The 15,084-nt window shown below is 54.9% G+C and carries 13 protein-coding genes; 8 read left to right on the top strand and 5 right to left on the bottom strand.

What is annotated here, in order from left to right; all coding sequences use genetic code 11:
- Nucleotides 1-37 precede the first annotated feature (37 nt).
- Nucleotides 38-715 (bottom strand): rhomboid family intramembrane serine protease, encoded by a 678-nt coding sequence (locus Q0932_RS19055; RefSeq protein ID WP_299356620.1) that lies wholly within the window; start codon nucleotides 713-715, stop codon nucleotides 38-40.
- Nucleotides 716-1,040: 325 nt separating this feature from the next.
- Between Q0932_RS19055 and Q0932_RS19050 the strand changes: the two genes are divergently transcribed.
- Nucleotides 1,041-1,250: a hypothetical protein gene (locus tag Q0932_RS19050; RefSeq protein ID WP_299356618.1), complete on the top strand. Its 210-nt coding sequence runs from the start codon at nucleotides 1,041-1,043 to the stop codon at nucleotides 1,248-1,250.
- Between the two features lie 105 nt (nucleotides 1,251-1,355).
- Here Q0932_RS19050 and Q0932_RS19045 read toward each other — a convergent pair whose 3' ends face one another.
- Nucleotides 1,356-2,111: a metallophosphoesterase gene (locus Q0932_RS19045; RefSeq protein WP_299356616.1), complete on the bottom strand. Its 756-nt coding sequence runs from the start codon at nucleotides 2,109-2,111 to the stop codon at nucleotides 1,356-1,358.
- Nucleotides 2,112-2,343: 232 nt separating this feature from the next.
- Between Q0932_RS19045 and Q0932_RS19040 the strand changes: the two genes are divergently transcribed.
- Both Q0932_RS19040 and Q0932_RS19035 read left to right on the top strand, forming a co-directional pair.
- On the top strand, nucleotides 2,344-2,487 hold the full coding sequence (locus tag Q0932_RS19040; RefSeq protein WP_299356614.1) for a PEP-CTERM sorting domain-containing protein: 144 nt from the start codon (nucleotides 2,344-2,346) through the stop codon (nucleotides 2,485-2,487).
- 127 nt (nucleotides 2,488-2,614) lie between these two features.
- Nucleotides 2,615-2,908 (top strand): VPLPA-CTERM sorting domain-containing protein, encoded by a 294-nt coding sequence (locus Q0932_RS19035; protein ID WP_299356612.1) that lies wholly within the window; start codon nucleotides 2,615-2,617, stop codon nucleotides 2,906-2,908.
- Nucleotides 2,909-2,995: 87 nt separating this feature from the next.
- On the opposite strand, the gene Q0932_RS19030 is transcribed toward Q0932_RS19035, so the two are convergent.
- Together Q0932_RS19030 and Q0932_RS19025 are read right to left on the bottom strand one after the other, a co-directional pair.
- A complete protein-coding gene (locus tag Q0932_RS19030) occupies nucleotides 2,996-4,024 on the bottom strand; it encodes a ParB N-terminal domain-containing protein (protein WP_299356610.1) in 1,029 nt (342 codons plus the stop codon).
- A gap of 136 nt (nucleotides 4,025-4,160) precedes the next feature.
- On the bottom strand, nucleotides 4,161-5,552 hold the full coding sequence (locus Q0932_RS19025) for an AAA family ATPase (RefSeq protein ID WP_299356608.1): 1,392 nt from the start codon (nucleotides 5,550-5,552) through the stop codon (nucleotides 4,161-4,163).
- A 513-nt stretch (nucleotides 5,553-6,065) separates the two neighbouring features.
- Here Q0932_RS19025 and Q0932_RS19020 point away from each other — a divergent pair.
- The 4 genes from Q0932_RS19020 to Q0932_RS19005 all read left to right on the top strand — a co-directional run bounded on the left by Q0932_RS19020 (nucleotide 6,066) and on the right by Q0932_RS19005 (nucleotide 12,476).
- On the top strand, nucleotides 6,066-7,049 hold the full coding sequence (locus Q0932_RS19020) for a replication initiator protein A (protein ID WP_299356662.1): 984 nt from the start codon (nucleotides 6,066-6,068) through the stop codon (nucleotides 7,047-7,049).
- A 205-nt stretch (nucleotides 7,050-7,254) separates the two neighbouring features.
- Nucleotides 7,255-8,973 (top strand): type I secretion system permease/ATPase, encoded by a 1,719-nt coding sequence (locus Q0932_RS19015; RefSeq protein ID WP_299356605.1) that lies wholly within the window; start codon nucleotides 7,255-7,257, stop codon nucleotides 8,971-8,973.
- Nucleotides 8,974-8,979: 6 nt separating this feature from the next.
- Nucleotides 8,980-10,278: an HlyD family type I secretion periplasmic adaptor subunit gene (locus Q0932_RS19010; RefSeq protein WP_299356602.1), complete on the top strand. Its 1,299-nt coding sequence runs from the start codon at nucleotides 8,980-8,982 to the stop codon at nucleotides 10,276-10,278.
- Between the two features lie 1,514 nt (nucleotides 10,279-11,792).
- The gene (locus Q0932_RS19005) at nucleotides 11,793-12,476 is read left to right on the top strand and encodes a hypothetical protein (RefSeq protein ID WP_299356599.1); all 684 of its coding nucleotides are present in this window, start codon (nucleotides 11,793-11,795) and stop codon (nucleotides 12,474-12,476) included.
- A 62-nt stretch (nucleotides 12,477-12,538) separates the two neighbouring features.
- Here the strand turns inward: Q0932_RS19005 and Q0932_RS19000 are convergent, their stop codons facing one another.
- The gene (locus Q0932_RS19000; protein ID WP_299356596.1) at nucleotides 12,539-13,153 is read right to left on the bottom strand and encodes a transglutaminase-like cysteine peptidase; all 615 of its coding nucleotides are present in this window, start codon (nucleotides 13,151-13,153) and stop codon (nucleotides 12,539-12,541) included.
- 308 nt (nucleotides 13,154-13,461) lie between these two features.
- Here Q0932_RS19000 and Q0932_RS18995 point away from each other — a divergent pair, with 308 nt between their 5' ends.
- Nucleotides 13,462-14,856, top strand: a complete 1,395-nt coding sequence (locus Q0932_RS18995) for an efflux transporter outer membrane subunit (RefSeq protein ID WP_299356594.1) — start codon at nucleotides 13,462-13,464, stop codon at nucleotides 14,854-14,856.
- Nucleotides 14,857-15,084: the final 228 nt, after the last annotated feature.

Here is a 15,084-nt window from a genome sequence, read left to right as displayed (position 1 = left end):
CCGGAGCTCCGCATATACAAGGAAAATCCAGACTAGATTAATTAAATTTTTTCATATGATTACAAAGGTTTACAAAATATGCAACACCCCATCCAAATATGAAGCCGCCAAGATGGGTTTCCCAGGCAAGCGCGCCCTCCATCAGCCACCACATCATGAAGTTCAAAACCACAAGCCCCCCCGTGGTACGCCAAACCGGCAAGCGGCTCAAACCTTCATCGCACAGATCACACCATCTCCAGAACTGCCACGCACCGGCCAGTCCAAACAGCGCTCCGGACGCCCCGACCATGGGTGAAGCGCTTTGGGTCAGAAGCCCGAACACAATTGCTCCCCCCAAAGCAGAGACGCCGTAAATCATGGCAAAAGCCCCCTGCCCCACACGCTGCAACGCGATATCACTCAGGAAGGCAAGCGCAACCATGTTCCCGGCCAGATGCCAGAAACCGCCATGCAGGAACGCATAAGTGACAAACATGCTCAAGGGCTGCAAAGGAAAGTTAGGGCGCCAGTTGTCCAGCAATCCTGCCCAGAAGGCGCCATTCTGATAGACAATTCCGCGCCAGAGGCGCGTGCCCACCAACCCTGCATCCGCAGCCATCAGAGTCAGCTCTATCGCGCAACATATCATCACAAGGCCAAGAACCGCCGGCGCGCGCCACAGACGCGCCTGTGGCGGGGCTACATCATCCCCACTCCCACTTTCGCCCGACATATCCTGCCTCGCCCCAATCCGCTTTATTTCAAAAAGAGCATCCCCTTTACGAGACTAATCTTTTCGCCATTTTACAACCGCATTCTTGATTTACCCCATGGAGGTGCGTTCAACCTGAAAAACTTTCTCGGTATGATCCGCCGCGGACTGAGCGGACGGTTGGGATAGGCGCTAATCCGCACATCAGGGGCATAGTGATGCCACAATTTCACCACAAACGCCCCGAAATATGCAAAAGTGGTCGGAAGCGGCGTTTAACAGAGCGTTAAGCATTAGGTCCTAACCTGATCCACAAGACGCCAATTCCGCCGTCAGAGGAGCAGTTATGTTGGGCATTCTAGTACTCGCAATGTGTATCGGTGGAACCGCTGCTGTCATGGCACTGGTTTCAGGACATTCCGTTCTGATGGCGCTCGCCATTTACTCCGGAAGCGGTGTTCTTGGCGCGCTGCTCATCACTGCGGGTATGCTTGCGTCGTCGGCGCTGCATCGCGACCGGCAAATCTCAGGCCCTCATCCCGACGTTCCGGCCTGAGGGTGCGGCGTTTCGCTGACGCGCGCGGCTGTATTTTCTTAATCTAAACATTTCAGAACGAACACGTCCAAAGACAGCTGGCTGGCGGCTCACTTTTTGGGCTGCTCAATCTGCCTTTACTTGCATTATTTGCACATCTCCTTCCCCAACAAGAGCCGCTGTCAGCACCCCGCTGTGATAGGCCCCTGTATCCACGGGAATCCGCCCCTTAATCGGGCCGGGCTCTGAAGTAATATAGTGGCCATGCACCATCCAGTTGCCATCCCTGCGGGCATATTTCAGAGTGTCCCGATGCCCCCACAGAAGCCCATGACCGCGCCTTGGGTTCAGCGGCGCATTGGGATCGCCACCAGCATGGCTGACAATGACATTTCCGCTTTGCCAGAACAGGGGCCGCGCGCGCAGCCAGCGGATCATGTCGGGGCCCATCGCGGCCACAAGCTGATCGCGGGCATCGGGTAAATCTTTGGGCGTTTCCGGTGCCTCAATCCCAAAACTATCCAGCGTTTCCTGCCCGCCACAGCGCAACCAGCCGGGTCCGGTTTCTGCAGGGGCGTCCAGAAATTCAAGACACATCACCTCATGATTGCCCATCAGACAGATCACATTCGCAGGATGTTCTGCCTCAAATGCCATCAAGCGTGCCAGGACGCCGGCACTGTCCGGGCCCCGATCGATGTAGTCTCCCACCAGAACAATGGTTTTCGCGGGTGCGTCCCGTTCCAGCCGCTCCAGCAAAAGGTCCAGCAAATCCGCGCACCCGTGTATATCGCCAATGGCCCCAAACGCCTCATGCGGGCTCAGATCTCTGGAGGCACAAGCAAAAGCGCCGGATAGCACGGACATCAATTGTTTCTTCATGAAGGTATCATCAGGCGGTAATCAGACGTTTTCAAGGATGGGAAAGGCACTTTGTTCACACAACCACAACAAAGACACGGCAGCCGCATTTCAACTGGCCTTGTAGGGGACAACCTATGGTTAGGGCTTCAGCCTGAGCACCGGCGCATTCCAGGGTTTGGCCAACACCAGTATTCTAGGGCTTGCAAACGGATATCTGACTGCCGCAAAGAACTATACGGATCCCCAGCGCATGAGCCTGACCTTTCTGGAAAGCACCGAAGACGGTCGGCATCAGGACTTTGTTACCGCCACGCTGGTTCCTTCACCCGCTGCAGGGTTTGGGAGCATTGGGGGCATGGCAGGCCTGCGGCGTCGCAAACGCAAAGCTGCCTGATACGCTCAACACCAAAAACGGTACCGTTCAACAGCGCCTTTCGAGGCGCTGTTTTTGTCTGACGGACCCGAAGGTATGTTTCGCGTGCGAAACATTTTCCCCGGAACTCCCCGAAGGATCGAATCACGTGCGCAGGAGGGCGAACAAAAGCGAGCCGCAAACTGTTGTTTCCCTCCGGGAAACAACAACGCAAAAATGGCCAGAACAGTTTCCAAACCACATTGCGCAGGGCTCCTCGATCGATTTCTATCTGGAAGAAGGCAAATTCAAGGGCTTTGGAAGCTCCGTTACAACAGGAATAACCTTTGTAGGCAATGATATTGCGCCAATCCCCCTCCCTGCAGCTGCCCCCATGCTGCTTGCCGGCATCGGAGCAATAGGATTTGCAGGACGTCGTCGTAAGAAAAAGAAAGCCGCCTAAAACTGGCGCAGCTTTTTGATCCTATTAAAAGGGGCGGCTGTTGTCGCCGCCCCTTTTTACGTTTTGCGTCAACAGTCACCACATCTATCAATCTGCGCTAGACAACCAGCGCATCAACCGGGCCCGGAATTCTACATTCACAGACGGGCCAAAGAGCGTCAGGCTACCGTCCGGATTGGTGCGGAGTTTCACATCGCTCTTTGCAGATTGAGATCGGTTTTCGCCCTTTCCAGAGTCTGATTTTAGCGCTGGCGCGCGGGGGGAGGGGGCAACAAGAGCAGCCTGAATACAGGCCAGCTCGGACGCGGCATCGGTAATCTTGCCTGACGCCCTCGCCTCTCTCAGGTCTCCGCGCAAACGTGATCCCAGGGTTGCCTCCCCCTCCAGAGCCTTGGACAGGGCCAACCCCAACTTCTCACTGATCACCTCGGGGTATTGGAAACCACCATCCAGTGCATGCACAATGCGAATAAAGGATTTGATCTTGGACCGTTTGGCTCGGGGCACGGCACCGTAAAGCCCCCTCAAAGCGTCTTGTTCAGTCTCGAACACACCGGCTTCTGTTGCTTTTACCGCAATTCGGGCACGCTCGTAAAAGCTCAGACCCAGCCGGATTTCATTTTCTTCGACCATGGCCAGGTAAGCATCGGCAGAGTGTTTAGGAGACCGCACAAGGGCCAGCACCGTATCAAAATCCCGCCCTCCGGGAACCTTCTCTTGCTCCAATTGCCTGAGCGCCTGAAGACGCCGCCAGCCCGAGATCAGGCCATATCGCCCCTGCCCCAGATTTTCGACCTCGATCGGGGTCTGCTGACCCCGCTGGCGCAAGCTGTTCTTGAGCGTTTCCATGCCTTCGACATCGAGGATGGCGCGATCCCTCACCAGGTAATCGGCTTTGATAGAGTCTAATGACAGTGTTAGAACCATCCTCCCCTCTTCCCGAGCCTGCCGCCATACATGAACCATCTCATCAAGAGCCGCCGCGTTCGAGGCATCACCGGCAACATCGGCAATCGGGGCGCGTCCGGCCTGTGGCGACGGTGCGTGCTGCGCGTCGGTCTGAGTGTCGCCCATGAACAGGGCCTGGGGTGGAGTCAGTCGTTTACGCTTGGCCATTGAGCACCTTTGTCTTTCCAAACGGGACGCATACTGCGCCAATCAGCCCATAACAGAGCCTGAGTGCACTGATCGAGGTCTGTCAGAATGTTTCGCACGCGAAACAATCGAGAAAAACGGAGAACCCCGGCATTCATCATGCGACAGCCTCCTTCTGGGCCAATTCATCCCGCCGCCAGGCTCCGATCAAAAGCTGCTTAAAGGCTGCATAGGTGACATCAAAGGTCTGCCGCCCGCGCACATAAGTCTCGCGGTTGAAGTTGCGATAGTCGGCTTCGTAGATGCCCTGCACCTGCTCGCCTGCTTGACCGATCAGCGCGGTAAAGTCCTGTCGGTGGGGAGAGAGGGTTGGCCCAAGATAGGCTTGCATCAACGCCGCCATTTCGGCCTGTTGCGTGCTGTCGTAGCGGGTCACAACGGCACGCACCGCATCCCATTGAAACGCCATCTCATCGCGCCCCAAGGCACGGGCGGCGAGGTTTTCGGCACTTTCAATCGACGAGAACGTGGAATGCAGCATGTCAAAAAAACGACCGGTGCTGTCAAACTCAAGGAACGAGGCGCCAAGCGGCACCAGAAGGATATCAGCGGCGGCCAGTCCGTTGATTGTAAGATACCCAAGGGCAGGGGGTGTATCGATGAAGACAAGGTCATACTCGCCTAGAATGCCATCTTCTTCGAACACGTCAGACAAGGCATCCCAGAGTTTCCAGCCGCGCCCCTGCATGCGCCAGACCGGAATCTGGAACTCGGCCCAGTAGAGGTTGAGCTGCGCGCCCATAATGTCGATATTGGGCCAGTGGGTTTTTTGAACGATATCCTGCGTTTTTACGTCCAGCGCATCAGACAGGGTATCATCCAGCGGTTGAGGAATATCGCCGCGATCCAGTCGCCGCTGGTTCTCAAGGCGCTGATATCCGGCATAGTGGCGTGCCAGCAGAGGAAAAACAGTTTGCCATTCATCTTCGACCTGCCCCCCAAAGATTGATGTCATCGATCCCTGACTGTCGAGATCCACCACAAGCACCTTGTAGCCGTCCAGCGCAGCGGACATAGCCAGATGGGCGGCGGTACTGGTCTTGCCAACACCGCCTTTGAAGTTGGCGACGGCAACCATCTTGGCTGGCAGATCTGCTGGGCGATAAGGCAGGTACTCTTTCGCCTTGGACCCTTCGGCCGCAAAAAAGGCGCGTAGTTTCAGAACTTCATCCAGAGTAAACCATTTAGCCCCTGCTGTGGTTTCACTGCGCCCTTGCGGCAGATCCGGATTCGCCTTGAGGACGCGCCGGAAATGTCCTTTAGCAACTGGAATCAGATAGCGGGTGATTTCCCAGGTTGAAAACATGCGCAATGATCGCTCACCGCTTTCCTCAAGTCCCCGACTGGACAGATCCTGCCGTCCCGCATCGCAGGCTCTAGCGATGACTCCAAATCCGTCTGTACCGGTGGAAGGGCCAAGAGAAGACAGCGCCTGGTCGGGATCAATGCTGAAATAAGGGGGGAGTTTTGCCTGAGATTCAGAAGCCATAGAAAACCTGCGATGTTAGCTCTTTTCTGCAGTATACCAGGGAAATGCGAACATGCGAGAAGAATGCGAACAAAACCGATTTTTTCTAAGCAAATATGAGTATTTCAAGCCTTTCAGGAAGAATTTGGCGCTGAAATGAGCCTGTTTGTTTGTTATTTATAGGTTATTTGTTTAGTTAGGGGAAAACCTTGATAGCTGCTTGCTCTTTTTTTTAAGGCGTATTTTGGCATTTCTTTCAAGTACGTGACTCTGAAACCCCGTTAAGGCGACTCTGATCCGCCGAAGCCCCGACTCTGATCCGCCGAAAATGCAATACTGGTGCTGGACGCATCCTGTGGATAACTTTAGGGTGTCATTAAAACGCCGATAACAAACCCGCAAAGCGGGTGATTCAGGGGCCGGGTAGACCCAAAACAATGGCGAAGATGTGCGAGGTTCAGGATAGGGCCCGTGCGTGTTGATGGGACAGATATGGCAGGCGGGCAGAATAGTCTTTCACATGTACATGGATTGATGCCGGACAGGCACCCGACGGGAGATCTGTTCGTTTGCGATGTTTTTGACGCGAGCCCCAAGGACGATCTGGGCAGCATGGAACATCCTATCTTTTCCCTGTCGACCCGGCCGGACCGCCGTATCCTGTCCTATGAGCATAATGGAAATACGGTTGAGGTGACGCCTTCGGTCCGGGGGCGGGCCACCATCCACGACAAGGATATCCTTATCTATTGCATCAGCCAGCTGATGGCGGCGCTGAATGCGGGGCGCGAGATTTCCAGAACCCTGCAGTTGCGGGCGCATGATTTGTTGGTGGCGACCAACCGAGACACCAGCGGTGACAGCTATGCCCGATTGCGCGAAGCATTCGAACGGCTGGCCGGAACACGGATCACCACCAATATTCCCACGGCCGAGACCGAGACCACGTCCGGCTTTGGGCTGATCGAAAGCTGGAAGATCGTGCGGCGCAGCCAGGGAGGGCGGATGGTCAGCGTGACCGTGACGCTGAGTGAGTGGCTGTTTCGGGCTGTGGTGTCAAAATCGGTCCTCACACTCAGCCGAGATTATTTTCGTCTGCGTAAACCGCTGGAGCGGCGCATTTACGAATTGGTGCGCAAGCATTGCGGTCGTCAGCCCGAGTGGCGGGTGAGCGTGGCGACCCTGCACAAAAAATCCGGCAGCGCGGCTCCGTTGCGTGTGTTTCGGGCAGCACTGCGCAAGATGATCCAGGCGGCGCATCTGCCGGAATATCACATGGAGGAAGAACCAGGGGACCTAATCCGGTTCTCACGCGCCGAGCAGGTGGTGGAAATATCTGGGGCGCCTGTACTGGGTCCCGAAACGCTTGGGATGGCGCGTGAGATGATGCCCGGAGCCGATGTTTATGCGCTGGAGGCCGAATGGCGCAGCTGGTGGGCGGAAACCGGCCGAAAACGGCTGGTATCACCAGATCATGCCTTTCTGGGATGGTTGAAAGCCCGGGCGGCACGAGGGTAGAGGAAAGCAATGGAACTGAACATAAAGGGCCGTTTGGCAAAAAATGGGGGCAGGGCCGCTAGGGTTTTCTCCACGCGATGGCGATAGGGACAGCGTTGAGAAGACGTGATGAGAGCAGAATGTGTTATGTTAGAGACTGTAAACATGCGTGGTGCGGTGCCGGAGCAGATCGAAACCGGGTAGCGTGAAGGACGGAGCGGCAGACGTGCAGAAAAATAAGATGCAACGCCCTTACCGCACAGCCTTGCGCCAGTTGCGGCGCAGCTTTGTGCAGGCTGGTCTGTTCAGTGCGGTGATCAACCTCCTGATGCTGACCGGGCCGCTTTATATGCTGCAGATCTATGACCGTGTTCTGAGCAGTGGGTCGATGGCGACTCTCACCGGCCTGTTTGCCATCGTCGTGGTGCTTTACCTTTTTCTGGGTGTTTACGAGTTCATGCGCTCACGGATCCTGTCGCGCGCGGCCTATCGTCTGGATGCCCTGACCTCCACGACCGGGTTCCGTCAGTTACTTGAGCAGGAGGGTGAGACCTCGGCTGGCGCCGGGAACGTGATGCGCGATCTCGAGATCATGCGCAGTTTTCTGTCTGGCCCTGCCATTCGCGGATTGTTCGATGCTCCCTGGATACCGATTTTTCTTGTGGCGGTGTTCATCATTCACCCTTGGCTAGGCTATCTGACGCTGGCTGGAGCGGGGATTGTGGTGGCCACTGCCCTGATCAACCAGTGGGTCACAAGCCATACAACCACGGTTGCCATGGCGCGGGAGGGCGCCGAGCGCGCCTTCTCGAGCCAGGTTCTGCGAAACAGCGAGACCATCCGCGCCCTGGGGATGCGTGGCGTGGTGAGTGAGCGCTGGCGCGAGATGCATGATGCAAGCCTTGTCCCAAGTCAAAAGGGCGGGGACCGGTCGGATGTATTTTCTGCAGGATCGCGCGCTTTCCGGTTGCTGCTGCAATCGATGCTTTTGACGGCTGGCGCCTATCTGGCACTCAATCAACAAATCTCGGCGGGCATGATTGTCGGCACATCGATCCTTGCAGGTCGCGCGCTGGCCCCGGTGGATCAGGTGATTGGCCAGTGGCGCAGCATCAGCCGGTCCTTTGTGGCGCATCGCCGCCTGAAAGAAAGTTTAGACTCTGTTTCTGCAGAAAAGCCCCGGGTATCGCTTCCAGCCCCGCTGGGGGCCATAAGCCTGACCGGCGTGACCAAGAACATGTCAGGCGGGGCACAGCGTGGGCGCAAACACATTCTGGATGGGGTGAGTTTTGATCTGGAGGCAGGAGATGTGCTTGGTGTCATCGGAAACAATGCTGCGGGCAAATCCAGCCTGGCGCGCCTTCTGGTCGGAAGCTGGCAGCCAGATGAAGGTGAAGTCCGCCTGGATGGGGCGACCCTGACACAATGGGATCCGGATGTTCTGGGGCGCCATATCGGGTATCTGCCCCAGCATGTGGAAATGTTGCCGGGGACGGTTGCAGAGAATATTTCGCGGTTTGATCCCAAGGCGCGGGAAGGCGATATCTTTACGGCGGCGCGCGCTGCAGGGGTGCATGAGCTGATCCTGGGACTCCCAGTGGGCTACGCAACCCCGGTAGGGGTGCCAGAGCAGCCGTTGTCCGGGGGACAGGTCCAGAGGATCGGACTGGCGCGCGCCCTTTACCGTTTGCCCAGCCTGATTGTTCTGGATGAGCCCAATGCCCATCTGGACGGTCATGGCGACGAGGCGCTGGTTGAAACCATCCGCTTCCTGCGCAAAAGAGGATCCACCGTGGTCGTGATGGCCCATCAGCCGAATGTACTGGCAGAGGCGAACAAGGTGCTGATCCTTTACCAGGGCAAGTTAGCACAGTTTGGTCCTCGTGAAGAAATCTACCGGCTGGCCATGCGCGCTGTTCCCGCCAGAAACAAAAAGGTTGGGTGACGCGCCATGGAAGTCGCACGGGTTAAAACTGAACTGAGTTACGGAGAGCGACGGGGAGGGTTTATTGGTTTTCTGGCCCTGTTTGCTATTTTTGCACTCTTCTACTTCATAAAGATTGATAGCGCTGTGATTGCCCAAGGGCAGGTGCTTGTTCAAGGGAAACCGCGGCCTGTGCAAAGCTTGGAAGGTGGAGTAGTTCGTGACATCAAGGTCAATAATGGCGATCGGGTGGAAGCAGGTCAGGTCGTTGTGCAATTGGACCCGGCCCTTGCCGAGATAAACCGCGATATTATGCGCGGGCGATTGGCGGAACTGATCGCACGTGAAGTTAGGCTTGATACAGAGCGGCGCCAGCTTGATACATTTCCACCACTGCAGGTTGGCAGCTATGTTGATACAGGCGCTGTGAAGAAACACTTATCTGGCCAGCAAGAACTCTTTCAATCACGCCGCGCAGTCCTTGAGAGCCAATATGCCCAACTGAAGGAGCTAAAACTCCAACATGAAGCCCAGATCAAAGGGCTTGAGGCTCAAATAGTAGCCTCTCAGCAGCAAAGCGCGTTCATCACACGCGAAGTAAAAAATCTTGAAACCCTGCTTGCCCAGGGGCTAGTGCCCGAAAGCCGTTTGCTGGAGCTTCAGGGACGGAAAGCCGGGATCCTAGGGCAGATTGCACTGCACCAGTCAGAAATATCCAGGATGCGCAATTCCATCCGTGATGCTGATCTGGAGATTACGCAGACTGAACGGGAATTTCGTGAAAAGGTCATTACTGAACAACGGGATGTGGCGGCAAAAATAAGCGAAAACTTATTGGAACTGGCTCGCACAGAAGCGCAAATGAAGCAGCTTGAAATCCGCTCTCCTGTTACGGGGATTGTGCATGAAATGCAGATCTGGACCAGCGGCGGGGTTATACCCCCGTTGGAAACACTGATGTCAGTCGTTCCGATTTCGCAAGGGGTGGACTTTGAAGTTCAGGTCCCGCCGGATGCGATCGACACGGTGTATCTGGGTCAGGAGGCGCGCGTTCGCTTCCCCGCGTTTGACCAGCGCTCCACGCCGGAACTTACAGGCTCTATTTCAGGGGTTTCTCCTGATAGTGTCACCGATCCATCAACGGGGCGCAGCTTTTACCGCGTGAATGTGGCGCTGTCAGATACAGAACTGGAGAGGCTGGGCGAGGCTGAACTGCTGCCCGGCATGCCGGTCGAGGTGTTCCTGCAGACAGGTAACCAATCCATCCTGAGCTATCTGCTCAATCCTCTGATGGATCAGCTATCATATACATTCCGGGAGAGCTGATCCACCGGTTGCCCGTTCTTGGTGCGGCCCCGTGAACGTGGGGCGGTCTGTGTCAGGGCCGGGCAAATCCGTCAAAAGTTGTCTTTGAAATGATGCGGGTCGTAGCTGGAAGGGAAGGGGGGGGGCTTTTTCACCACCAGAGGCACTTGACACGGCTGGGGTGGGAGAGGCGGCGGAGTGATGCTCATCGGTATTCTCCTTCTAAGAAGGCCGACTGGGCTAAACGCGCCCAATCGGCGCAGGCAGTGAAACTATTCGTGTGGGGCAGCCATTCCAAAATAAATTGGTGCAAAAAATTCCAAAATGAACGGAATGGTGCTCCACCAGTTAAACCTGTCCCATTTTTCTATCCCTATCTACGGTGACCTTTGAAAAACTCTGTCTTCATTTTGGAAAAAATGTGACTGGAATGTGGCGGGCCAATTCTGCCTTGTGTTTGCGGCTCGGGAAAGTTGAGGGTTTGGCGAATGGGTTCTGGGGAATTTATTGCAGGACTTCCCCTAAATTTGCTACGATTGGATGCATATGTATCTAGTGTCCGATTGCGGACGCTTGGTCGCAGCTCATTGCCCACACCCACAAGGCAAGCTGCGGCCTTGTTTGTTGAGCGATCCGGTCCCAGGTTTACCACCAACCAAAAAACGTATGCATCCCAAATAAAAGTATAAGTCGTGGCCCACTTGAGACGGTCACAACAACTGTGGCGCTCAGAGGTTTTTTATAGAGTTTGCATTTTGCGCGTTTTGGTATGGGGTGATTCGTAAATATGGCAAAAATGTGACTATATGTTTCTCAAATCAAAACAAAAATGGGGGTGGCGCTTGATTGGTCAGTCTTTTAAGTGAAGCAAGGCAGAAATAGGGCTAAAACTTGACAGCTTTGCCGTTATTGCTCAGACTTATTATGGGTGTGGGCATTTTGATGAGTGAGAAGCAAAATGCTCAGAATATCGAATGTAGTAGCCGTTGGTCTTTTGGCCGGCGCTTCGTTGCTTGGCAGCTCTGGTGTGAGTGTCGCCAAAAATGCGGGGTTCCCTGAAAAGCAGTGCACTGTAAAAACGGCTCGACAGGTCTCGAGTCCGTCCGAACTGTGCGCTTGCACGACTGTCACCAAAGGTATGGTGAGCTACATCCAAAGAAGTAGAAAATTTGGGGATTTCCTCGCAGAGACATCCCAAAAATGCCCTCCTCTGGCAGCTATTTTGAGTGATTTGCCAACTGCAGCTATCGGTGATAACGGCGATGAACCCGCAGGCCCTGACGGTATCAGTCGATCCACTTCAGGCCCGGAGACAGACTCCCCTGCGCCGGAACCAGAAGGCCCTGCGCCGGAACCAGAAGGCCCTGCGCCGGAACCAGAAGGCCCTGCGCCGGAATCAGAAGACCCCGCAGACAATGGGTGTGGCGGCAGTTGCCCTCCAGGTCGCGGTGGTTGAACAAGTTGAACAAGTTTTTTGTAGAAGTGCGCGACGTAATGATTGGGCACTATCTAGCAAGTACTTTGAGGAAAACGCTATGAGTAAAAAGTTTGTGACCATCGGTCTTTTGACCGTGCTGGGTATGATCTCCACTGGTGCCGTACATGCTGCGACCGTGGGGGCTGTGAGCGCAGTTGTCGACGTAGGCGGATCTAGCTCCGGTCCAATTTCCGCCACCTATGACCAAAGCGGCCTTTCTAGTAACTACGTCTCTGGGGTCACTGATTTTGATGCGTTTGTGACAACTACGACTCATAGTAGTTACTGGGCTACTGAATGGTGGGCCGATGTCGGTCAGACGGCCGTCACAGTGACCTACGACTTTGGGCAGTTGCGACAAATCAACAAAATGGCTCTATGGAATGAGGACTATTCCGGAATACACTCGCTTGATATTTCCATTTCGCAAGACGGTTTGAACTTTTTGACTCTTTTGAGTGGCTTATCACCGACTAACCACGAAAGGGTCGGGGATTATGCAGCGGATATTTTCAATTTTGAAACCACAGAGTTCCGCTACATTCGCCTTGCAGGATCCGGCTGCCCACAGAGTGCAAGCCCCGGCTCCATTTGGCAATATAATGATAATGCTTGTGCCATCGGCGAAGTTGTTTTCAACCAAGTGCCTCTCCCGGGGGCGGGTTTCCTGCTCATCGGCTCCTTGGGCGGGTTGGGCTTGGCAGCTCGTCGTCGTCGCGGACGGGCTAAAGCAACAGAATAATATGTCGATTAGGTAGTTGCAGGCACAGCAGTCAATATCTTTTGCTGCGCCTAGCTATCACGTCAAATTCCAGCGGAAACTGCAACCCACGTTGTGGGTTTTTGTGGGTTCTGCATGCGCATGAACGTGTATTGAGTGGCCCGCCAAGGTTGAATTTTGTTGGTCAGGTTGTCGAGGATCAGATCACCCCCCTCGGTGCGCAAAACCAAAACAGCGTGCGCGCCTTGTCTACGGTCAAAAACCGTTGCCAAAAGTAGGCGCGACGGATCAATGCCAAGAGCAATCAGTTCGCGCTTCTTCAGTAGAGCGAAATCTTCGCAATCCCCGCCTTTTCTGGTTGGCAGAGCCCAGACTTCGCGCTTTTTGTATTGTGCCTGATCGGAGACGCTACGGACTCGCCCGTTTATTTTTTTGTTAATATCCCCTACCATTTTCAGGGTCCGGTTTGAGAGCCCATTGGACTTCCTAGTCGTCGCACATGCCCACTCATATGTGGTGCAAAGCTTAGTTGCGCCGGAGGGTGCTGCTATTGCGCCTAGAACTTGAATGTATCGACTATTAGCAGCATTGTTAGCGCTCGATTTCATAGGTACGGCAGAGAATAGAGGTATCAATAATGCCAAAAGAACCGGCACGTTTGATCCCTTTGAAGTCATCTGGCGAAGTTTTCTAATCACGACTGAACCACCGTTTGCAGAATTGGCCCAGCCAAGGGTATGGGCAGTAATTCCAGATAATTGCGAATGCTTTGTCGATAACCTCTTCTAGAAGTGTGGCAAAATTTGGCTGCAATTGGTGCTATATTTAGTGCTCGTGAAGTTTTTATCCACAATTAGGTGGGGCACAAAAGCCGCATACATCAGGATAACTACCTAAAAATAAGCATAAATATTGCTCGATCACTGACGTAATGGCAAAGTTTTTATTCGAATGATGCCCCTAAAAAAGTCGTAAAAAGCGGCATGGGGCGAGGCAGGAGCAGAACATGACAAGGACTGACCAGCGGAAATCGCTGCGCGGTGTGATGTGCGTTGCGAGCGTACTGGTCGTCGCCAGTTGCGATGTTACTCCGGAATTTCTGACCCCGAGTTTTGCATTTGGACCATCCTATGTTGCCAAGACTTCGGGCCTTCCTGTACCACAGGAAGAAGTGGCGTGGTGGACCAGATTCAACGACCCGACTCTGAATGCGCTTGTCGAAGAGGCGTTAGCGGGCAACTTGGATCTTGCCGTGGCAAAGGAACGGGTGAAAGAGGCGCAAGCCTTGGCACGTTCTGTACCTGAGTCAGTTACAGTCACCGGCACAGTCAGGGCAGGGCGCGAAGGTGGACGTGACATCAGCGACGCTAACGGAGGCGATGGCACATTCGGATTCGACTGGTTGCTGGACCCCTGGGGCGGCCGGGCGGCAGAGCTTCGGGGCGCGCAGGGCGAAATCGATGTTGCGGAGGCGGAGCTGGATGCGGCGCGGTTGCTACTTTTGTCCAACATAGCAACAGCTTACATTGATCTCCGGTTTCAGCAGCGATCGGTGCAACTGCGCCGGGCCGAGTTAGAGTCCCGCAAAACTACACTCGACCTTATCAAACAGCTGCAGGCAAGTGGTGTCGCTACACGTCTGGACATAGTGCGCTCTGAGGCGCTTGTTTCGGAAACACGTTCTCTGATCCCGCGGTCCGAGGCCGCAGTCCGAATTCAACAAAACCGGATCGCAACACTGCTTGGTAAAACGTCCGGTGCTCCGGATGGCCGTCTGGTATCTTCCGGCAAGGGGCAGCCGCTGGCAGGCGTGCGTGCCGATATTGGTATCCCGGCGGATTTATTACGCAACCGTCCGGATCTGCGCGTTGCAGAGCGGCTTTACTATGTCGCTGTGGCGGATGTTGGCGTCAGAACTGCGGAACTCTACCCGTCACTGTCTATTTCCGGGGAAATTTCTCTGTCATCCTATGGGGGCACCAAAGCGTCGGATTATTTCTTTGGCCCAACCCTACGACTGCCTGCTTTGCCTGAAGGCTCCCGCCGGGCGCGGGTCGAGGCGCAACAGTCTCGGGCCAACCAGGCGCTGACCAGGTGGCAATCCGATGTCCTCGGGGCAGTTGAGGAAGTTGAAAACTCGCTGGTGAACTATTCCGGCAGCCTGGCGTCGGCAAACTCTTCGCGGGACACCGTACGCCTTTACCGGGAGTCCGTGGAACTGACGCGTGGACTTGTTGGCCGGGAGGGTGCCACCGTGCGCGATCTTCTGGACGCCGAACAATCGGTTGCCACGGCCAACTTTCTTTTGTCCCAGAACCTGCGCAATTTGGGAACTGACTTTGTCACCCTTAATGTGAGTCTGGGGGCAGGGCACGGATATGGGGGAAAACCGGCGGATTAGTGCCTGTTTTTGAAAAACATGCAAGTTTCAGCCACCCTTGGAACTTGCAACTGGAAATCCAAAATTTGATGTGTTTTTGGGGCAACCTCTCAAGGGGGGCCCTAAAAATGCCTTTTTTTGGTCCAGCCGGTGACGAAGATCTGTGATGAGTATTTGGGGATGAGGCGCTCTGACATCTGTCAGGAGCAGTTTGCAAGTGGGACAGGCAGGATTATGAGCATGATTTAC

Source organism: uncultured Shimia sp. (assembly GCF_947498095.1).
Lineage (GTDB): Bacteria > Pseudomonadota > Alphaproteobacteria > Rhodobacterales > Rhodobacteraceae > Shimia.
The sequence above is the reverse complement of the archived record's forward strand: the minus strand, read 5'-3'. Positions and strand labels throughout refer to the sequence as shown.